15 protein-coding genes are annotated in these 19,800 nt (G+C 58.1%); 6 read left to right on the top strand and 9 right to left on the bottom strand.

Annotation, left to right across the window (positions count from 1 at the left end):
• Nucleotides 1-9: 9 nt before the first annotated feature.
• The 7 genes from DOLE_RS05695 to rsmI form a co-directional block, all read right to left on the bottom strand.
• Entirely contained in the window at nucleotides 10-1,443 is a 1,434-nt protein-coding gene (locus DOLE_RS05695) for a trimethylamine methyltransferase family protein (protein ID WP_012174536.1), read from the bottom strand.
• A 46-nt stretch (nucleotides 1,444-1,489) separates the two neighbouring features.
• Nucleotides 1,490-2,116: a corrinoid protein gene (locus DOLE_RS05690; protein ID WP_012174535.1), complete on the bottom strand. Its 627-nt coding sequence runs from the start codon at nucleotides 2,114-2,116 to the stop codon at nucleotides 1,490-1,492.
• Between the two features lie 22 nt (nucleotides 2,117-2,138).
• Nucleotides 2,139-3,371 carry a trimethylamine methyltransferase family protein gene (locus DOLE_RS05685; protein WP_012174534.1) on the bottom strand — a complete coding sequence of 411 codons (1,233 nt, stop codon included), beginning with the start codon at nucleotides 3,369-3,371 and terminating at the stop codon, nucleotides 2,139-2,141.
• A 17-nt stretch (nucleotides 3,372-3,388) separates the two neighbouring features.
• Entirely contained in the window at nucleotides 3,389-4,237 is an 849-nt protein-coding gene (locus DOLE_RS05680; protein WP_012174533.1) for an MBL fold metallo-hydrolase, read from the bottom strand.
• An 8-nt stretch (nucleotides 4,238-4,245) separates the two neighbouring features.
• A complete protein-coding gene (gene asnB / locus DOLE_RS05675; protein WP_012174532.1) occupies nucleotides 4,246-5,859 on the bottom strand; it encodes an asparagine synthase B in 1,614 nt (537 codons plus the stop codon).
• A 44-nt stretch (nucleotides 5,860-5,903) separates the two neighbouring features.
• Entirely contained in the window at nucleotides 5,904-7,118 is a 1,215-nt protein-coding gene (locus DOLE_RS05670; RefSeq protein ID WP_052294255.1) for a trimethylamine methyltransferase family protein, read from the bottom strand.
• A gap of 419 nt (nucleotides 7,119-7,537) precedes the next feature.
• Nucleotides 7,538-8,377, bottom strand: coding sequence for a 16S rRNA (cytidine(1402)-2'-O)-methyltransferase (gene rsmI / locus DOLE_RS05665; RefSeq protein WP_012174530.1), 840 nt, complete (start codon nucleotides 8,375-8,377; stop codon nucleotides 7,538-7,540).
• Nucleotides 8,378-8,649: 272 nt separating this feature from the next.
• Here rsmI and resB point away from each other — a divergent pair, with 272 nt between their 5' ends.
• Both resB and ccsB read left to right on the top strand, forming a co-directional pair.
• Nucleotides 8,650-10,023, top strand: coding sequence for a cytochrome c biogenesis protein ResB (resB, locus tag DOLE_RS05660; RefSeq protein ID WP_012174529.1), 1,374 nt, complete (start codon nucleotides 8,650-8,652; stop codon nucleotides 10,021-10,023).
• 41 nt (nucleotides 10,024-10,064) lie between these two features.
• On the top strand, nucleotides 10,065-10,901 hold the full coding sequence (gene ccsB, locus DOLE_RS05655; protein WP_012174528.1) for a c-type cytochrome biogenesis protein CcsB: 837 nt from the start codon (nucleotides 10,065-10,067) through the stop codon (nucleotides 10,899-10,901).
• 585 nt (nucleotides 10,902-11,486) lie between these two features.
• On the opposite strand, the gene DOLE_RS05650 is transcribed toward ccsB, so the two are convergent.
• Complete coding sequence (locus tag DOLE_RS05650) at nucleotides 11,487-12,584, bottom strand: AI-2E family transporter (protein WP_012174527.1); 1,098 nt, start codon at nucleotides 12,582-12,584, stop codon at nucleotides 11,487-11,489.
• An 85-nt stretch (nucleotides 12,585-12,669) separates the two neighbouring features.
• Nucleotides 12,670-13,626 (bottom strand): thioredoxin domain-containing protein, encoded by a 957-nt coding sequence (locus tag DOLE_RS05645; RefSeq protein WP_012174526.1) that lies wholly within the window; start codon nucleotides 13,624-13,626, stop codon nucleotides 12,670-12,672.
• Nucleotides 13,627-13,826: 200 nt separating this feature from the next.
• Between DOLE_RS05645 and DOLE_RS05640 the strand changes: the two genes are divergently transcribed.
• The 4 genes from DOLE_RS05640 (at nucleotide 13,827) to pabB (ending at nucleotide 19,785) form a co-directional block, all read left to right on the top strand.
• Nucleotides 13,827-14,279, top strand: a complete 453-nt coding sequence (locus DOLE_RS05640; RefSeq protein WP_012174525.1) for an Hsp20/alpha crystallin family protein — start codon at nucleotides 13,827-13,829, stop codon at nucleotides 14,277-14,279.
• A 68-nt stretch (nucleotides 14,280-14,347) separates the two neighbouring features.
• Nucleotides 14,348-16,801 carry an endopeptidase La gene (gene lon / locus DOLE_RS05635; RefSeq protein WP_012174524.1) on the top strand — a complete coding sequence of 818 codons (2,454 nt, stop codon included), beginning with the start codon at nucleotides 14,348-14,350 and terminating at the stop codon, nucleotides 16,799-16,801.
• A gap of 187 nt (nucleotides 16,802-16,988) precedes the next feature.
• Nucleotides 16,989-17,555: an anthranilate synthase component II gene (locus tag DOLE_RS05630; protein WP_041280865.1), complete on the top strand. Its 567-nt coding sequence runs from the start codon at nucleotides 16,989-16,991 to the stop codon at nucleotides 17,553-17,555.
• A 4-nt stretch (nucleotides 17,556-17,559) separates the two neighbouring features.
• Nucleotides 17,560-19,785, top strand: coding sequence for an aminodeoxychorismate synthase component I (pabB, locus tag DOLE_RS05625; RefSeq protein WP_012174522.1), 2,226 nt, complete (start codon nucleotides 17,560-17,562; stop codon nucleotides 19,783-19,785).
• The last annotated feature ends 15 nt before the right edge of the window (nucleotides 19,786-19,800 follow it).

The raw sequence follows: 19,800 nt of genomic DNA, 5'->3' as shown, positions 1-19,800 counted from the left end.
GTCTCCTTTCTATCCTTCTATCACGGCATGCACAGCCTTTGCCACGTCCGGCGCCAGGGGCTCGGACTTATGGTCGGCCAGAATTTTGTCCACCTTTTCAGTAGCCCGCTCGCCAAGATTTTTCGCCCCCTTTTTCTGCCATGAGGCATGGTTCGAGCGATCGAAAATGCCGGGGTACCACCGCTCACGAAAATGTTCCATGGTGTGGGGGTGGTCCAGGTACTGGCCGTCCGGCCCCACCTGGTCGATCAGTTCCAGACAGAGGGTCTCATCGGATATATCCACCGGATGCATGAAGGCGTCCAGCCAGCTTAAAATCTCGTTGCAGATCACCAGTTGGGGCAGCGAGCCGCTCAGCCCCGATTCCAGGTAGCCCACGTCGTGGACCAGGTTGCCGCCGAACAGGGCGTCGGTAAACAGGGTCAGGGCCGCTTCGGCGGATGCCTGCTGGTCCATGACTTTGGACTCGCTGCATCCGGCCAGGCTGAAGGTGGGCAGCCCCAGAAAATGGGCAAAATCTATGGCCTGGCCCCGTTTTTCCGGATCGGCATAGGGCTGGGTGGTGGTTTTCATGTCCAGCATGTTGCCGCCCCACCCCGGCATGATAAAGGGGGCGCCTTCGTTATTGAGCTGAGAAAGCACCAGGCCGGCCAGCACGCCGGCATTGTTCACCGCCATGGTACCGGCAATGGTCATGGGCGCGGTCACGCCGCCCTGGGCCGACGGAATATAGGTAAAGGGAAGCCCCTTGCCCGACAGGTAGAGCAGCTTCTGTAGTGCCTCGCCGTTGTGACGCAACCCGGTGGTCACGTTGATGTAGCAGGCGGCAAAAGGCCGCTGCCGCAGCTGGTCCTCACCCCCGGCCACGATCTCGGCCATGGTCACGGCGTCTTTGCACCCGGAAAACTCGGTGGTCACATAGACAATGGGCTTGGTGGTATGGTTGAGCATGGCCTCCATCTCGTAGCGGTCCAGTTTTTCCTGGGGCACGTCCGACGGCAGAAACATGCACATCACAAAGTCGATGTGGTCCAGGGCGTCACAAAGGGTCATGCCCTCAACGATGTCCTGAAGCACCGCCTTTCGCCGCTGGCCGGTGCGGTGGTCGATGATGTGAAGACAGTCCGAACCGGTGCCGAAGTAGCTGCGGTGGCCCCCCACCTGCATGGCCCGGTTGCCGTTGCGGTCACAGAAGTTGATTTTGCGGGGCACCGTGCACAGCGCCTTTTCCACCATGCCGGCGGGAATGCGTACCCGGTTGCCATCGCTTACCATGGCGCCGGCCTTTTTAAACAGGTCGACGGCCGCCTGCTCGTGCAGGCATACGCCGGTGCGCTCCAGAATTTCCAGGCAGGCCCAGTAGAGCTTTCTGCACTGGTCTTCCGACATCTTCCGGGCCATGGGGCTTAACAAAGCGTTCTGGTTGCTGCGAATATTTGCCATTGTTTATTCTCCTTTTTCTCCTGATTCGGCAGTTGACGGGTGGGGGTTACACCAGGGACTTGGCGATGCGCACCGCTGATCCGGCGTCCGCGCCATAGGCGTCGGCCCCGATCTGCTCGGCATACGCATCGGTGACCGGAGCGCCGCCCACCAGCACCTTGACCTGGTCCCGCAGCCCGGCATTCTTGAGGGCGTCCACCACCTCCTTCATCACCGGCATGGTGGTGGTCAGCAGGGCCGACATGCCCACCAGGCTGGCCGAATGTTCCTTTACCGCGGCCAGAAAAGCGTCCGGCGCCACGTTGGTGCCCAGGTCCACCACGGAAAAACCCGACCCTTCCATGAGCATCTTGACCAGATTTTTGCCGATGTCATGCAGGTCGCCGTGCACGGAGCCGATCACCAGGGTGCCCTTGTTACCGTCCCCGCCTTCGGCCAGGTGGGGCTTGAGCAACTCGGTGCCCGCGCTCATGGCCTTTGCCGACATCAGCACCTCGGGAATGAACATATCTTCCGCTTCCATCTTCTCGCCCACGATATCCATGGCCCCGATCATGGCCGCCATCACGGCCCCGGCATCGTCGCCCCTGCTGATCCCTTCTTCGGCCAGCTGCTTTACCCTGTCCGGATCACCGGCCAGAATCGCTTCCGTCATATTTGCAAACTGTGTCATGGCTCTCTCCTTTGGCTTGGGTTCATATTAAAAAAGATTTTCCCGTGTTTTTCAGGGTGTGGTCGTCCCGCATGTAACCGGCCCGGCTGGTGTTTCGCATGATTGCGGCCAGCCCCTCCGGGTCGTAGGGCTCCAGCTCATATTCCGGGGCCTGGTCCGGGTCCGTGGACCGGCACAGGTCGATGTGACGCTCCAGCTTGGCGATGGAAAAAGAGACCAGCTCCTTTAAAAACCCGAAGGCGTGGCGCATCTGGTGAAACCCGTATTTTTTCATCAGGGCAAACCCGTTGATCGCCTCGGCTTCAGCTACCTTGTTGGGATGGGCCTGGCTGGTGGTGCAGGCGGTCTGAATGGAGGGCAGGTCCAGGCGCTTGTTCACCTTCTCCATAAGCAGGTTGGCGATATTGAAGGAGACCAGCCCCAGGTTCACGGCATAGTTGTCGTTAATGCTGGCAATGGAGGGCAGGCCGGCATGAACCACCGTAATGCCGGGGTTGACCAGCTGTGCCAGGGTGATGCCGAACAGGGCCTCGGCATGGGTCAGGGTCACCAGGCTGGACATGGAGTAAGGGCCGGAAAGCCCGGCCATGGGCATGGTGGAAACATAAATGGGAATCCCCTGCCGCACGCAGGAGAGAAACGGCGGAATCATGCTCTCGATGATGGCAAGGGGGCTGTTGATGATGGAGAACTGAACGGTCAAGCCGCCCCGGCTCCGGTGAATCTCCCCGGCCCGGGCAATGCCGGCCTCAGAGACCGCCGCGACATATACCGGCTTTTGGCAGGTCTCAATGATGGTGTCCATCACCTCCACCTCGTGCTTGGGAATCAGCACACCCCGGGCCATGAAGTCAATCACGTCCGCCTGGTCCACGATGGCGGCGATTTTTGCCAGGTGTTCAAACGTGGGGGTAATCAGTTCGCCGGTGGCATCGTCATGCACAAAGGGCGCGGTACCACCCACGCCAAAGGCATTTTCACCGATCCAGTAGGAATCCCGTTTCGGGGTCATGGCCAGGGCCTGGTCCACCAGGGGCCCCAGCACGTGCAGGTGGCCGGTGGTCTCGTCAAAAGCCGCCTGCCCGGTCTGTTCAAAGATATCCCTCACCTCCGTTGAAGGGCACCACACACCGGTCTCTTCCAGTACGCGTATCGCGTCCCGGTGAATTTGGTCCAGCAGGGTATCGTCCGCAAAGTTCATGGGTGTCGTTGTCTGCTCCTTGTTGATCGTCTTTTTTGTTTCCGGTTCAAACATTTCACGCAACCTCCGGGTTATACGTCCAGGCGCATGCCGTCATGGGCAAAGCGCATGTTATTCAGGCCCCCTTCCAGGGCCGTATAGTCGTCATGGCTCCGGTTCCAGTACTCTTCCAGGTGAATAAACACCACCTTCCCGGCGCCGATCCGGCGGCAGAGGTCCACGGTCTGGTCAAACGTATAGAGTGTTGACCGGGAGACATGGTCCGGCGGATAGACAAAACCGTGCTTCAGGCCGGTTTCAAAAAGGCCGGGCTGAATCACCAGCAGGTCGGGATCGCGCACCGCCGGGTCATTTTCCGGAAACGGCCGTATGTCGCAGGCGGCATACACGATCTTTACGCCCGCCTTTTCAAAAACGCAGACATAGGCAATCTGGCCTCCGCGGTCCACGGGAAGAGCGGTCACCGTGACATCGCCGATTCGCGTGGACCGGTCAAAGGCCCGGCACCGAATAAACCCCTGGTCCCGGTAAAAGGCCGCCTGGGAGCCGTAAGCCGTGCGAATCCGCTCCAGGCGATCCATCAGGGGCCGGGGCAGCACCAAGTCTATGCATTTGCCCGGACAGGACCGCCAGGTCCGAAAATCCAGGGTGATCTGCTCCACCACTCGGAACCCCTCCACATGGTCGGGGTCCAGGTGGGTGAAAAGCAGGTGATCCACCTGCCCGATGGACTCCCGGTTCAACTGGCCGGCGATTTCGGCCGGCGCGTCAATCAGCAGGCCGGCGTCGTGCAGAAAGGCAGACGGCCCGGAACGCGCATAGGGGATTCCCTTTTCCCGTGCCTGCCGGCACACCGGGCAGGTACACAGCGGCCTGGGAATCACCGTGCATCCGCCGGAACCCAGAATGGTCAGTTCCATGCCGCTTCTCAGGCCACCTGAGAGGTGTCGTCGGTCTCTTCTTCGTGCTCGTGCTTCAGGTCCCCGTCCACGGTCCCCTTGACCTTCTCCCGCTCCTCGGCAAAATCAAACCCGGTCCAGATGCCGATGGAGCCCAGAATCGAATCCTGGGGATGATACTCGCGGAAAATCTTGAAGTAGTAAGCCGCCTCCTTGCTGTTGATCACCGCGTCCGGATTTTCGGCCTTGATTTTCTCGTACTCGTCATCGCCCATCCGGTTGGCCAGGCGCTCGCCCAGGTCCTCGCAGCCCGCGCCCTGGGTGTACTGCACCTTGTAGCGCCACAGGATATCGTCCGGCAGGTAGTGCGTGTTTTCAAAGGCTTTGCGCAGAATCCATTTTTCGATCTTGGCGCCGTTGTGTTCCCGAATCTTGAGTTCGTGGGGAATCTTCATGGAAAGGTCCACCATGGCTTCGTCCAGAAAGGGCACCCGAAGTTCCAGGCTGAACAGCATGCCCATGCGGTCGGCCCGCTGCAGGTTGATATTGTGCAGGTTGCCGATGCAGCGCCGGGCTTCGAGGTTCAGCTTGTCTTCCGGGAAATGCTTCATGTAATGATAGCCGGTGAACAGCTCGTCGGCCCCTTCGCCGGTCAGCACCACGGTGACATATTCGGCCGCCATCTTGCAGGTGAAGTAACAGGGCACGGCGCACCGCACCAGGGAGGGATCATAGCTTTCCAGCTTGTTGATCACCGTGGGCAGGGCCTCGTAGTACTCGTCCTCGGTGAAAATCAGCTCGTGATGGGTGGAACCGATATGGGCCGCGGCTATACGGGCCGCCTTGACATCGTCACTCACATCCCCGAAGGCGTCCTTCATGCCCACCACAAAGGTGTGAAGCCGGGGAATCTCGTCCGCGGCAATGGCCGCCACCAGGCTGCTGTCCAGCCCGCCGCTGCAGAAAGAGCCCACCGGCACCTCGGGGTCGGCCAGCAGCCTTTTCTTCACGGCGTGAATAAAGGTTTCCCGGATAATTTCGCAGGTTTCCTCGATGTCGGTAAGCTGGTCATCCTCAATGGGCGGCACCTTGTAGTACTGCACAAACCCCTCCTTGGGTGTGTAGTAATGACCCGCCGGAAACTCGTGGACCTCGTCCAGGCCGGCAAAACTCATGGCCCCCAGCTCGGAGGAAAAATAGAGCGCGTCCTGCTTGAACCCGTAATAGAGCGGCTTGATGCCGACAGGGTCCCGGGCCAGCATAAAGGCGTCGCCGTCAAACAGGGCGAACGCAAACATGCCGTCTAAGTCCTTGACGCAGGCAGGCCCCTTTTCTTCGTAGAGATGAAGCACGACCTCGGTGTCCGACCTGGTGCGGAACTGGTACTTATCCGCAATCCCCATCCGCAGCTTGCGGAAGTTGTAAATTTCACCGTTGGCCACGATACCTTTTGTACCGTCCCCGGTGAGGATGGGCTGACGGCCGGTGGCCACGTCCACGATGGAAAGCCGGGTATGGCCCACCACGAAACTGGCGCCCGCATGCATCCCCCGGTCATTGGGGCCCCGATGGCCCAGGGTATCCAGCATGCGTTTAACGGTCGGTTCATCCTTTCTGCCGAAACATCCAGCAATGCCGCACATGATATCTCTCCTTTGTCCGTTTGACGATTCGGACGGTTGATAAATTAATCGACAAACACCTTGCCGAAGTTGGCTGTGGTCAGCGGATCCTCCATATACATGCCCACCCCGGTGTGCATGATTGATTCCATGCCCCGGGGATCGTAAACCGGCATCTCCACCGCGGGTGCATCGTCCGGGGTGGTATTTTCCAGAATCTCAATTGAGCGTTCCAGCTTTTCGATGGAAAAATCGATCAGGTACCGCAGAAATGAAAAGGTGTGACGCATCATGTGAAACCCGTACTTCAAACACATGGCCTGCCCGGCTTTGGCATCGTCATAGGCCCGCCGGGTCAGGTGCTCCTCGTGAGTGGTGCAGGCGCTTTGAAACGCCGGCAGATCGAGCATCAGGCACAGGTGGGTCATCAGAATGTTGAGCAGGTTATGGGAGACCAGCCCGTAGTTGGGGTTGTACTCGATGCGCGGGTCGGCAATGGTGGGAAACCCGGCATGAATGCACACGGCACCGGGCCGAAGCAGCTGGGACACACAGATACCGAAGAGCACTTCGGCATGGGTCATGGCCAGGACCCCGTTGTAACAGAAAGGCGCGCTGATGCCGGCCATGGGCATGGCGGAAATAAAGACCGGCAGACCGGCCTGAACCACCTTTACAAAATGCTCGGAAAAATTTTCATTTACTTCCAGGGGGGGGCGGGTCAGGCAGAAGACCACCATCACGTTTCCCCGCTTTTTGTGAAGGGCCACGGCCCGTTCCAGGGCGGCGTCCGATGTCACGGCAAAATAGAGCGGCTTGGCGCAGTGGGCATCCATCAGGTTCATCTGGACCACCTCGTCGGCAAGCTTCACGCCCCGGCCCATGCCGGCCACCACACGACTTTTCTCCGCGATTTGAGCAATGCGGGCCACGTGGTCTTCGGTGGGCATGATACCGCCCAGCCCTTTTTCATCATCATAAATATAGGGCGCCGTGCCGCCGACAAAAAAGCTGTTTCTCGGCACAAAAAAATCGGCCACACCCGGCGTACTGCCCAGGCACCGGTCCACCAGGTCGCGCATCAGGTAAATCCGGTTCTCATGAATCAGGACCAGGCCTTCAGCCTCAAGGGCTTTGAACGCCTCCACCATTTGGGGCTGCCGGCATCCCACACCCAGGTTTTCCAGAATCCAGCAGGCATCCTCGTGGACCTGTTTGAGCATCTCCACGGTTGGTTTTCCCAGCACACGTTCAGAATGGTTGACCTGCTCGCTGTTCAATCGGGCCTCCTTACTGTGCCGGTACCGGCCGGCAAACAAAACAACCCGCCGTCGGCCGGGTGAGCGGCAAATTAAAATTCAGACAAATCATTTCATCTCAAATTATTTTTACAGGGAACTGTATGAAACTCATTCATTTTTTAACGTATGTCTCCTCAACAATTATTGAACAATATCAGAATAATATTATTTGTCAAGGCTTATTAGAAAAATCTTTAACCTTGCCTTAAATTAATATTGCACAAGAAGTATTTTTGCTTTTTTTATTCATACTTAAGGAATTAAAACTTTGTGTAAAAACAGTTTTTAAGGGTATAAAAACCCTTGCGAGACCCTGTCTGTAAAAAAAAGGCATCAGAAAAAAGAGTGGGCCGGAAACGGGGAAACTTAAACGAAAAGGTGGATAAAACAGATAACGATCAGGGAGTATCTTTTTTGATCTTCAGTATCTCGTCATACAACTGGCGCCGGGGGATGTTGTACTGGCGGGCCAGGGTTTTGGCCAGTTCCGACGCGCCGCAGTCGGCTTCCCGAACGGCCTGGGCCAGATCCTCGGGATCCAGGGTCTCGCCCTCCTGGGGGGCACCCTCCACCACCACGGTGATCTCCCCCTTTACCGCGTCCCGGGATTCCAGAGCAGCCGAAAGTTCAGACAGGGGGCCGCGAAGAAACTCTTCATGGGTCTTGGTCATCTCCCTACACACCACGGCCTGCCGGTCACCCAGGGCCGTTTCCAGCTCGGCCAGAAAAGCCGCGGCCCGATGGGGGGCCTCGTAAAAAATAAGGGTGGCCCGTTCATTGGCCAGGTCGGCAAGCTTTCGGCTGCGCCGTCCCTGCTTTTTGGGCAGAAAGCCGGTAAACACAAAGGCGTCGGTGGGCATGCCGCTTACCGACAGGGCCGCCACCGCCGCCGATACACCGGGCACGGGCACCACTTCAATGCCCTGGGCAATGGCGCTTCTCACCAGGTAAAAGCCGGGATCGGAGATGGAGGGGGTGCCCGCATCGGAGATCAGGGCCACGGACATTCCCTGTTGCAGCCTGTGGATCAGGTCGGCGGTACGCTGCTGCTCGTTGTGCTCAAAACAGGAGATCACCCGGCCCCGGGCGGCAATATCGTGGGCCGAAAGCAGGCTCAGGGCCCTGCGGGTGTCTTCCGCGGCAATAACATCGACCTCGGCAAGGACCCGCAATGCCCGCAGGGTGATGTCCTCCATGTTGCCGATGGGGCATGAAACCACGTAAAGCCTGCCGCTCATGACAAGTCGTCCCGATCCTTATAAAATGCGTCAGATATGTTCAAACCGTCTGTCGGCAAGCCGCCATCCGGTCCTTCAGAAGCCGCTTCAATTTTCTGTTGATGTTTATCATACTCTTCTGGTATGTACAATGAACACTGGCGGCACAGCCGCCTTTCAGGCAGACCGGTTGACCTCACCTACCAAGGGATACCCCGCCACAGGTCATGGTTTTAAAAAACAAAAATGTTGTCCTGCCTGGTATGACACTATAACCCAAGAAAGAAGACCCTATGTCTGACACCCAGCCACAGAAAAGCGGGATCCTGGCATCCGCCTGGGACCTGTTTGCATCCATCCGGCTTACCGTGGGCATTCTGCTGGCCCTGGCCGCCACCGCGGTCATCGGCACCCTGATCCCCCAGACCCAGCCGGCCGCCTTTTACGCGGCCAAGTACGGAGAATCCGGGGCACGGCTCATCGCCATGCTCCAGATCGACGACATGTACCGGTCCCACTGGTTTCAGGCCCTGATCCTGATGCTGGCGGTCAATATCCTGGTCTGCTCGGTGGTTCGTCTGAAAACCGTATGGAAAATCGTGTTTTCAAAAACCCCCTCCTTTTCTGAAAAAAGCTTCAAGCAGCCGGCCGGTGAGCCTTTTACCGTAAAAACCCCGCCCGAAGACCTGCGAAAAAGATACCATGCCTTTCTGGAAAAACGGTTTTCAACCGTGGTACACCAGCCGGCCGACAACGGCTTTCTGCTGTTTGCCGAAAAGGGCCGGGCCACCCGCCTGGGCGTTTACGTGGTCCATCTCAGTGTGCTGGTGCTGCTGGCCGGCGCCCTGGTCGGCTCTTTTCTGGGATTTGACGGCTATGTTCAGATTCCCGAAGGCCAGTCCGCTTCCACCATCCATCTTCGGGAGTCGGGCGCGGCCATGCCCCTGGGCTTTGAAATCCGGTGCGATGACTTTGCGGTCAGCTTCTATGAATCGGGCCGGCCCAAAGAGTACCGCTCCACCCTCTCCATCCTGGAAGACGGCCAGGTAAAAACGACAAAGGACATCGTGGTCAACCGGCCCATGAAATACAGGGGGGTCCGCCTCTTTCAGTCCAGCTATGGCACGGCATCGGCCAAAGACGTGTCGCTTGCCTTTACCAGCAAGGCCACGGGCATGACATACCGGCAGACCATGGGCATAGGAGAATCAATCACCCTGCCCGAGGGCCTTGGCACCTTTACGCTGATGCGGTTTACCAACTCTTTTCTGTTCATGGGAAAACACGACGTGGGTCCCTCTTTTCTGGGCATGATCGAAGCCGGGGAGGATGCCCACACCGTGGTGCTGCCGCTGCGCCACGCCGCCTTTGACAAAATGCGCCAGGGTGACGTGGTCGTGACCGTGGAAAACTTTGAAAGCGTCATGTACACCGGGCTTCAGGTGGCCAAAGACCCCGGCGTGCCCCTGGTGTATGCCGGGTTTATCCTGATGATCCTGGGCATCTACATCACCTTTTTCACGGCCCACCGAAAATTTGCCGTGCGCGTGGCGGCGGAAAAAGGCAAAACAACGGTAACCGTTTTCGGCACGGCCAACAAGAACCGGCACGGCGCCAAACGAAAGGCCGCGGAAATCGGTGACAAACTGGCAAATCTGAACGCCTGATTGCCCGCTTATTCAAAGCAACAACATAAGGAACCGCATATATGATCAACGCTTATATTCTTTCTACAACCACATTCGTATATGGCCTGGCCGTGGTGGCCTATGTGGCGGCCTGGGCCTTTGAAAACCGGTTCGCCGGAAAGGCCGCCACCACCATAACCTGGATTGCGGTGGCCGCAAACCTTGCCGGCATTCTTGTCCGGTGGTTTGAATCCCACCAGATGGGGCATGGCTATGTGCCACTGTCCAACCTCTATGAGTCGCTTGTCTTTTTCGCCTTTGCCATCGGCGTGGTCTACCTGATGATTGAACGGCGCTTCAAGACGCAGGCCTTCGGCGCCGGCGCCATCCTGCTGGCGTTCATCGCCCTGGCCTACGCGTCTCTCTCCCCGGAAATAGAAAACAAAATTCAGCCCCTGATTCCGGCCCTTCAAAGCAACTGGCTCACGGCCCACGTGATCACCTGCTTTCTGGGATACGCGGCCTTTGCCATCGCCTTTGCCGTCAGCGTTATTTACCTGATAAAGCAGGGGAAAGAGGGCGAGGACGCAAAACCGGCATCCGCCTTTGTTCCTTCTTCAGAAACCTTGGACGAACTGATTCACCAGACCGTGGTCTTCGGGTTCTTTTTCCTGTCCGTTGGTATTATCACCGGCGCGGTGTGGGCCAACACGGCATGGGGCCGGTACTGGGGATGGGATCCCAAGGAAACATGGTCCCTGATCACCTGGTTCATCTACGCGGCCATGCTTCATGTGCGGCTGATGCGGGGGTGGCAGAACAAACGGATTGCGTGGTTTGCCATTGCCGGGTTTGCAGCGGTGCTGTTCACCTACTTCGGCGTGAACCTGCTGCCCGGCCTGCACAGCTACCAGTAGCCCGTTTATCTCTCCACATCGAAATCGCTATCGCTATCGGTATCGATATCGGTATCGAATTGTAGTTACAGCGGTGCTCTCAAAGACTGTTTCTCTTATCCTGCTTATCCGTGTACTTTTCTTGACGGCAAGAAAAGTACCAAAAGAACCGGCCCGTGCAGCTTGGCCTTCGGCTTCCCTCGCGCAAACGGTTTTTTCAGCGCGGGCAGGAACTCGCCCGCCTGCGGCGGTGCTCAAACAGCCTGCCCGCTTTCTCCGAAAAAAACATTTGCGCTCGGCTGCGCTGCAATGGGCAGGGCCAACTCTTTAGTCCTATGTTGCTGGATAATAATTTTTGAAACCTATTTGAATAGCCCGCACTTTTTTGCATAAATGGCGCAGATGCGGTCCCGTTTTGCCCGAGCCGCGGTTTTGTGCCGGAGCGCGGGAACAAGGGCAATGCTGTTTGAGTTCGCCGCAGGCGAACGAGTTCATTGCCCGCCGCGATCCGGCACAAAACAAGGGAAGTCGCGAAGCGACCCGGGCAAAGGGTGTCTTTTCTTTTGCGTCCTTTTCTTTGGACAAGCAAAGAAAAGGACAAAGCCGTCATATCCTGTCCTGGCCCTTTAAAAAGGCGTCAAACTCCAGGTCGTAGATATAGAGCATCACCATGGTGATGCCGAAGATCAGCGGGCCGTAGATCAGGCCGATCAGGCCGAACAGATGAATGCCGCCTAAAATGGCAAAAAAGATCACCACCGTGCTCATTCCGGCCCCGCCCCTCATGAACAGGGGTCGCAGCAGGTTGTCGATCATGCCCACCACCACCACGCACCAGATAATCAGAAAAACCCCCAGGCCGATTTTTCCGGAAATCAGCAGGTACGCTGCCGCGGGCACCCAAACCAGGGCCGTGCCCACCACCGGGATCAGCGACGCAAAGGCCATGACCGCGCCCCAGAAGAATCCGGGCATTCCGCAGATGGCAAAGGCGAGGCCTCCGGCCGCGCCCTGGGCCAGGGCCGTGAGAAAACTGCCCAGCACCGCGGACCGGGAGACATCCTTCATCTTCTGAATCAACACGGTCTCGTGCTCGGCAGACATGGGCACCAGGTGAAGAATGTAATCATAAAGCCGCTGCTGGTCCTTGAGCACGAAAAAGAAAACAAAAATCATGAGAAAAAATTTGCCCACCACCATGGAGATGTTGCCGAGAATCGCCCCGCTCTGGCTTACCAGCAACTTGCCGGCGGCAGATGAACTTTTGATGGCCAGGGCCTGGAGGTCCACCCCTGCCAGCACACTGGACGGCAGATAGCGCTGCATAAAGTCCACCGCTGTTCTGACCAGGGGCGCGTCCTTGAGCTTTTCCAGGTTGCCGGCCGCCACCCACCGATTGATGGCGCCCACCGAGTCGATGCCCTGGGCGATGATCACCGTCAGCATGATCATGCACGGGATCACGATCACCAGGGTCAGCAGCAGGCAGACCAGACCGGCGGAGAGGTTTTCCCGGCCCTTGGTTTTCTTGACAAACCACTGGTAGACCGGATTTGCCATGGCCGCGAAGATAAGCGCCAGCAGGATCGGGTCCAGGTAGGGCGCGATCATTTTATAGCTGGCAAACAGGGCGACAAACAGCAGGAAAAAAAGAAAGTAGTGGGCAATGGTCAGCCTGGTATGAAATGAATTTTTTTCCGTCATGTTTCTGTTCCTGTCTTTATTGGTTTCCATCGGGATCGGTATCGAATTGCAACCGGGACCGAAACCGATTCAGCATACCCCTGATCTATTCCAGAAACGCCCGGGCCACATCCTTTACGTCCTCTTCAAAAGGACCGTTCAGCACAGCCGTCACCTTTTCCATGGCGGCCGGCAACCCGGAATCACCCATCATCTGGACCATGTCGGCCTGCACATCCCCGGAAACGGTCTCAAACCGGGACCACAGTGTGTCCACGACCTCCGTGGCCAATTTTTCACCGGCATCGCACAGGTATTCAAACACCACCATGGCCCCCAGCCGCACCGACCAGTCCGGGTCGGTCAGCAGGTCGATAAAGGCCGGGTATATCCGGCTCCGGTCGATCATCATGCGGGCTGCGGTTCCGGCATTGCCGCCGGTCACAATAGCCTTGAGCGTGTCCACACCGAAGTCGGCACCGTCCCGGTGAGCCGCCACGTTGATCACCTCTTCAAGGGCCACCTTGCCGGTCCACCGGAACCCGTCCTCCAGGATCAGGGTGGGAACCGCCTTGATGCCCGCTTTTGCGGCCTTTTCCTCAAACAGGGTGCCGTCGATCACGTTGAGCACGAGCTTCGGACAAAAGAGGGCCAGGCCCAGCAGGGGACCGGCCACCTGGGGGCAGAACGGACAGTGGGAGGAGATGTAAAGATCCAGGTTGACCGGCTTTTCCAGACTCTCCAGCAGGCCGGCCGCGGGCGGTATCTTTTCCGCCGGAACGGGCGACTCGCCGCAAAGCACACTTAAAAAAAGGTCCAGCTCGGCCCCTGAGGGTGCGGCCTGGTAAAAAATATTGGGAGCCGGGTTCAGGCAGGGGGCCTGCTCCGGACGCGCATCGGCCATGTCGATATGAACGAATGGCGCGGTCTTTTTCAGATGACGGCAGAAATCCCGCAGAAAAAGGCCCTCCCTGCTTTCCGAAAGAAACGCCGGCAGGATGACGGTTTCCTGTGAATGGGCCGAGGCCCACCGGATGACGATGGCCTCGTCAGTTGACTCCATTTGCTCCCTCCTTCATCCAGGCGGTTTTGCTTCTGGTTTGACATACCATAAAATCCCCTCCAAATCTTCCCAAATTGTCAAAAACATAGTAGCATAAGCCCGTGATGCACCCCGGCATAACCGCCAGGCCGGGCGCCCCGGTTGACGGCATGCCGGAACAGAACATACCGATGCGTGGTTTCCAAAAGGCAGGAGAGTCAATGGATTTTATCAAAATCAGATTAAGCAGCGACCTGGACCAGATGGGACCGGACATTCGAAAGACCATGGATGATATTTTCGGGTCGGTCAATCCCATGTTTTCCCGTTACAACCAGAAATGGGTGCCCCCCATGGACCTGTTTGAGACCCGGGATGAAATCACCATTGTGGCCGCCATCGGCGGAGTGGAGAGGGAGTCCCTGGAGGTGGAGATCAACCAGCGGGCCGTTCGTATCTCCGGGGCACGAAAGGCCCCGGTAAGCGTTGAAAAGGCCCGGTTCTGCCTGGCCGAAATCCAGTACGGCCGATTTGACCGTGTTCTGTTTCTGCCCACGCTCATCGATACGGACAAGGTGTCGGCCTCGCTTTCCGGAGGCCTTCTGCGGATTACCATGGGCAAACAGCCGGTTTCCGGGTCTAAAAAGATACCGATCAGGCATCTTGACCGGTAGACCCCACTGGTCAAACACACCGCGGCGTTTTTTTCGAAACCAAAGACAGACCTGTAACGGAGGAATGCATGGCTCAGCCAAAGATACCTGAATATAAAGCAAACGGCACCACCGACAAACTGCCGGAAACCGTCCCCATCATGCCCCTGTCCGACGGCGTGCTCTTTCCGAAGATGATCATTCCCGTTGTGATCACCCAGAACGAGTACATGACCCTGATCGACGAAGTGATGTCCGGCAACCGGCTGGTGGCCCTGATCACGCCGAAGTCCGGGGAGCGCAAGTCGGACTACGGCCCCGGCGACCTGAGCCCCATCGGCACCCTGGCCCTGATTCTCAAGATGGCCAAGCCCGATGAAAGCCGGATTCACCTGATGCTTCAGGGAATCAGCCGAATTCGGACCAAAAACTTCATAAAAACCGACCCCTACCTGGAGGCCGCTTTCGCGCAGATCACCGAAAACGAAAAAAAGGACAAGGAGACCGAGGGGCTGATGTCCAACATCTCCAACGTCTACCAGGAACTGGTGCGCATCTCTCCGGCCATTCCCAATGAACTGGGCGCCATGGCCGTCACCATTGACGAGCCCGGCTCCCTGGCCGACATGGTGGCCTCCACGATTAACTCTTCTACAGAAGAAAAGCAGAACATCCTGGAAACCCTGGATGTGAAGCTGCGGCTGAAAAAGGTCACCCGCCAGCTCAACCACCAGCTGGAGATTCTGAAGCTGGGCGACAAGATTCAGTCCCAGATCAAGGAGGACATGGACAAGCAGCAGAAGGAGTTCTACCTGCGCAAACAGCTCAAGGCCATTCGCGAGGAGCTGGGAGAAAAAGAGGAGGGCAACGTCGAAGCCGAGGAGTACCGGACCAAGATCGAGGAGGGCAACCTGCCGGAAGAGGCATACAAAGCCGCCACCCGGGAGCTGGAGCGGTTCTCCCGCATGCACCCCTCGTCTTCGGAATACACGGTCTCCTCCACCTACCTGGACTGGCTCACCACCCTGCCCTGGGACAAACAGACCGAAGACCACCTTGACATTAAAAAGGCCCGGGCCATTCTGGACAAGGACCACTTCGGCCTGGAAAAGCCCAAAAAACGGATTCTGGAATACCTGGCCGTGCGCAAGCTCAACCCCGATTCCAAGGGGCCGATCCTCTGTTTTCTGGGCCCTCCGGGCACGGGCAAGACCTCCCTGGGCCGTTCCATTGCCCGGGCCCTGGGCCGGGAGTTTATTCGCATCTCCCTGGGCGGCGTGCGGGACGAGGCCGAAATCCGGGGCCACCGCCGCACCTACGTGGGCGCCCTGCCCGGCCGCATCATTCAGGAGATTCGCAAGGCCGGCACCAACAACCCGGTTTTCATGCTGGACGAAATCGACAAGGTAGGCGCCGACTTCAAGGGCGACCCCTCATCCGCCCTGCTGGAGGTGCTTGATCCGGAGCAGAACTTCTCCTTTGCCGACCACTACCTGGACGTCTCCTTTGACCTTTCCAGGGTGATGTTCGTGGCCACGGCCAACGTGATCGACACCATTCCCCCGGCCCTGCGGGACCGCATGGAGGTCATCGGGCTGCGGGGCTACACCCTGGAAGAAAAAGTAAAAATCGCCCGGCAGTACCTGATTCCCCGGCAGCGGAAAGAAAACGGCCTGGCCGCGAAACATATCTCCTTTTCCCAGAGCGCCATTCGCCACATTATTTCCGACTACACCCGCGAGGCGGGCCTACGCAATGCCGAACGGGAGATCGCGTCGGTGTGCCGGGGCGTGGCCGCCAAGATCGCCGAGGGCAAAAAAGTGTCCGGCGCCATCAAGCCCGAAGACCTTTATGAATACCTGGGCCCGGTGCGGTTCACCTCCGAGACCGGAGAAAACGCCCTGACCCCGGGCGTTGTCATGGGCCTGGCCTGGACCCCGGTGGGCGGCGAGATTCTGTTTATCGAGGCCACCTCCATGAAGGGCAAACGGGGCCTCACCCTGACCGGCCAACTGGGCGACGTGATGAAAGAGTCGGCCACCGCGGCCTTGAGCTTTATCCGGGCCCATGCCCGGGACTACGATATTGACGAGGATTTTTTTGACAAGTACGACTTCCATATCCATGTGCCGTCCGGCGCCATTCCCAAGGACGGGCCGTCTGCCGGCGTGACCATGCTCACGGCCCTGGTCTCCCTGCTCACCGGCCGCAAGGTAAAAAAGGGTCTGGCCATGACCGGCGAAATCACCCTGCGGGGCAAGGTCATGCCCGTGGGCGGCATCAAGGAGAAGGTGATTGCGGCCCACCGGGCCGGCATCAAGGAGGTGATCCTGCCCAGGCCCAACAAAAAGGACCTGGAAGAGATTCCCGCAAAGGTGAAAAGCGCCATGAAATTTCACTTTGCCGAAAAAATGGGCGATGTGCTGGAACTGGCGTTGAACGGCAACGGCGCAACGAAAAAGAAAAAGAAGACGCCGGCAAAAAGCAAAAAAAGCACGAAACCCGCCGCGAAAAAAACAGCGGCCCGAAAAAGCCGTAAATAGGGTTGCAATCACCGGCCGCCGGTGATACACAGGGGTAACAGCACAACAGCAAGAATATAAATAACGAGTTATGTAATAGGCCAACGCCACCCAGACTCTGTCCGGGTGGCGTTTTTTTATGGGCGACAGGCTTTCCGGCGAACGGATTTCGATACCGATAGCGATCCCGATTTGGATGAAGGGAAAGATGAAACACCTGCTGGTCATCGACAACTACGACTCTTTTACCTACAACCTGGTACAGCTTTTCTCCCTGTTTCACCTGAACATTCAGGTCCATCGCGGCGATAAAATCACGGTGGCGGAAGTGGCTGCCGCAAGCCCGGATTACATTCTTATCAGCCCGGGCCCCAGAACCCCGGCCCACGCCGGCATTTCCATTGATCTTGTCAGAACTTTCAGCGGCAGGGTGCCGATTCTGGGGGTGTGCCTGGGCATGCAGTGCATCAACGAGGCATTCGGCGGGGCCACGGTGCGGTGCCCGGTGCCGGTCCACGGCAAAACCAGCCTGGTGTTTCACAGGGGGGACCGCCTTTTTGCCGGCCTGCCCTCGCCCTTTACCGCGGCCCGTTACCACTCCCTGATGATTCAACAGAACAGTGACGCGCTTTGCGTAACCGCCACCACCGAAGACAATGTAATCATGGGCCTGCGCCACCCGGACCATTTAACCTTTGGTGTTCAGTTTCACCCGGAAAGTTTTCTCACCGAACACGGGAAACAGTTAGCGAAAAATTTTCTGTCGCAAGGATAATGTCATGGACCCGTTTCTAAACACCCTGGCAAAACCGGTCACCGTTCACACCGAGACACTTTGCCTGGACGAACCGTTTGAAACCACGGCGGCCCGGTTTGCCGATCGGCCCCACACGGTGGTTCTGCTGTCCGGCGGCGATGCCGACAGCGCCCGGTATCACCTGCTGGCAACAGACCCATGGCTGATCTTTACCGCCAGGAGCCGCCGCCTGGAACTTCAAACGGAAAACGGTTCCCACACCTTTACCGGCCACCCTGTTGAGTCCTTAAAAAAAATCCTTGCCCGGTTTCACATGGCGGCCGCTGATCTGCCGGCCCCTGTCGGCGCCGGCCTGTTCGGATATCTGGCCTATGACGTAAAGGATTGCCTTGAACATCTTCCCCGCACATCAGTGAATGATCTTTGCCTGCCCGATCTTTACATGTTTGCCCCCCGGCTCATTCTGGTCCATGACAAAAAAGAAAACACCACCCGGCTCTGTGTCCCCGAATTGTCGGCTGACGCCACCCGGCAGGCCCTGGACCGGTTTTACGCGGTCATGAACCAGCCGGCCCCGGTTCCCGGACCGGTTTCCATTGGCAACGGTTTTGCCTCCAACTTCACCCGGCCCGATTACGAGGCGGCCGTGGCCCGCATTCGGGACTACATTGCCGCCGGTGATGTCTACCAGGTCAACATGAGCCAGCGGTTTGAAACCGCCTTTGACGGCGACCCCTATGCCCTTTTTGCCCGGCTCTACAAAAAAAACCCGGCTCCGTTTTTTGCCTATGTCCATGCCGGCGACCATCACCTTCTTTCCACGTCGCCGGAGCGGTTTCTGCTGCAACAGGGCCGTTTCGTGGAGACCCGGCCCATCAAGGGAACCCGGCCCAGGGGCAAGACGCCGGACCAGGACGCGCAAAACAGAAAAGACCTGCTGCAAAGCAAAAAGGACGATGCCGAGCTTTCCATGATCGTGGACCTGCTGCGAAACGACCTGGGCCGGGTCTGCGCCTCCGGCACCGTAAAAGTGGCCGGCCATAAGAGGCTGGAGGCCTATGACAACGTCTTTCACATGGTGTCGGTGGTCACCGGCGAACTGGCCCAAAACCGGGACACGGCAGACCTTGTCGAGGCCGCCTTTCCCGGCGGGTCGATTACCGGGTGTCCCAAAATCCGGTCCATGGAGATCATCGACGAGCTGGAGCCCTGCCGCCGCCACATCTACACCGGCTCTATCGGGTACATCAGCTTTCACGACACCGCCGACCTCTCCATTGCCATTCGCACCGCCACCCTGCACGGGGGCCGACTCTTTTATTCAGCCGGCGGCGGCATTGTGTACGACTCGGTGCCATCGGAAGAGTATGAAGAGACCCTGGCAAAGGCCCGGACCATGTTGGACGCCTTTGCCGGGCCGGAGATTGTGCCGGCAAGCCGGCCTCTTGTCTGGCTCAACGGCCGCATAATTAAAGAAAACGAGGCCGCTGTTCCTCTTGCATCGCCGGGGTTTCAATACGGGGCCGGCCTGTTTGAAACCATTCGGGCCGACAATGGAACGCCCCGCCTGCTGGACGCCCACATTCAGCGGTTCAACCACTCCTGGCCCGAAATTTTTCCCGGACCGGCCCCGGACCTGACATGGAGTACCGTTATCGAACAGGTGCTTTCAGCCAACGGTCTGGGCAACGGCCCGGCAGCCGTCAAAATCATGGCCTCCCTGGGACAGAAAGAAACCGCGCCCTTTGATTACACCCTGGCGGTAACAGCCAGGCCTTACACCCACCGGCTTGCCCTGATAAACAAAAAGGGCATTGACCTTGCCCTTTACCCCGAACCCCGGCAGATTGCCACGGCCCGGCACAAAACCATAAACTACCTGTTCTATTTTCAGGCCGGAAAGTGGGCCAAAGCACAGGGCGCGGACGAAGCATTGATTCTCAACCCGGACAACACCCTTTCGGAAACCAACACCGCCAACCTGATGCTGGCCTGCGGAAACACCATCCTTGTGCCGCAATCCGCCACAGTGCTGCCCGGCATCATGCAACAGGCCGCGCTTGAGCTGCTTCAATCATGGGGATACGAAATCAAAGAAACGCCGGTCACCCTGAACCAGGCCCTTGAGGCGGACGGCCTGCTTGTGACCAACTCCCTGATGGGCGCCGTGCCGGTGCTGAGCATTGATAGCCGGAAAGCCTCCCCGGCATTTGAGTTGTGTGAAAGGATTAATCGGGGAATGGGATAAAATCCTCGGAAGGCA

Source organism: Desulfosudis oleivorans Hxd3, from assembly GCF_000018405.1.
In the GTDB taxonomy this organism is placed as follows: domain Bacteria; phylum Desulfobacterota; class Desulfobacteria; order Desulfobacterales; family Desulfosudaceae; genus Desulfosudis; species Desulfosudis oleivorans.
The sequence above is the reverse complement of the archived record's forward strand: the minus strand, read 5'-3'. Positions and strand labels throughout refer to the sequence as shown.

What these genes read in the sequence shown, in the direction of transcription:
- rsmI (WP_012174530.1), bottom strand. Translation starts at nt 8,377, where the DNA reads ATGAGCGGCAGGCTTTACGTGGTTTCATGCCCCATCGGCAACATGGAG.
- ccsB (WP_012174528.1), top strand. Translation starts at nt 10,065, where the DNA reads ATGATCAACGCTTATATTCTTTCTACAACCACATTCGTATATGGCCTG.
- DOLE_RS05685 (WP_012174534.1), bottom strand. Translation starts at nt 3,371, where the DNA reads ATGTTTGAACCGGAAACAAAAAAGACGATCAACAAGGAGCAGACAACG.
- DOLE_RS05680 (WP_012174533.1), bottom strand. Translation starts at nt 4,237, where the DNA reads ATGGAACTGACCATTCTGGGTTCCGGCGGATGCACGGTGATTCCCAGG.
- DOLE_RS05650 (WP_012174527.1), bottom strand. Translation starts at nt 12,584, where the DNA reads ATGACGGAAAAAAATTCATTTCATACCAGGCTGACCATTGCCCACTAC.
- DOLE_RS05645 (WP_012174526.1), bottom strand. Translation starts at nt 13,626, where the DNA reads ATGGAGTCAACTGACGAGGCCATCGTCATCCGGTGGGCCTCGGCCCAT.
- resB (WP_012174529.1), top strand. Translation starts at nt 8,650, where the DNA reads ATGTCTGACACCCAGCCACAGAAAAGCGGGATCCTGGCATCCGCCTGG.
- lon (WP_012174524.1), top strand. Translation starts at nt 14,348, where the DNA reads ATGGCTCAGCCAAAGATACCTGAATATAAAGCAAACGGCACCACCGAC.
- DOLE_RS05630 (WP_041280865.1), top strand. Translation starts at nt 16,989, where the DNA reads ATGAAACACCTGCTGGTCATCGACAACTACGACTCTTTTACCTACAAC.
- DOLE_RS05690 (WP_012174535.1), bottom strand. Translation starts at nt 2,116, where the DNA reads ATGACACAGTTTGCAAATATGACGGAAGCGATTCTGGCCGGTGATCCG.
- DOLE_RS05640 (WP_012174525.1), top strand. Translation starts at nt 13,827, where the DNA reads ATGGATTTTATCAAAATCAGATTAAGCAGCGACCTGGACCAGATGGGA.
- DOLE_RS05695 (WP_012174536.1), bottom strand. Translation starts at nt 1,443, where the DNA reads ATGGCAAATATTCGCAGCAACCAGAACGCTTTGTTAAGCCCCATGGCC.
- pabB (WP_012174522.1), top strand. Translation starts at nt 17,560, where the DNA reads ATGGACCCGTTTCTAAACACCCTGGCAAAACCGGTCACCGTTCACACC.
- asnB (WP_012174532.1), bottom strand. Translation starts at nt 5,859, where the DNA reads ATGTGCGGCATTGCTGGATGTTTCGGCAGAAAGGATGAACCGACCGTT.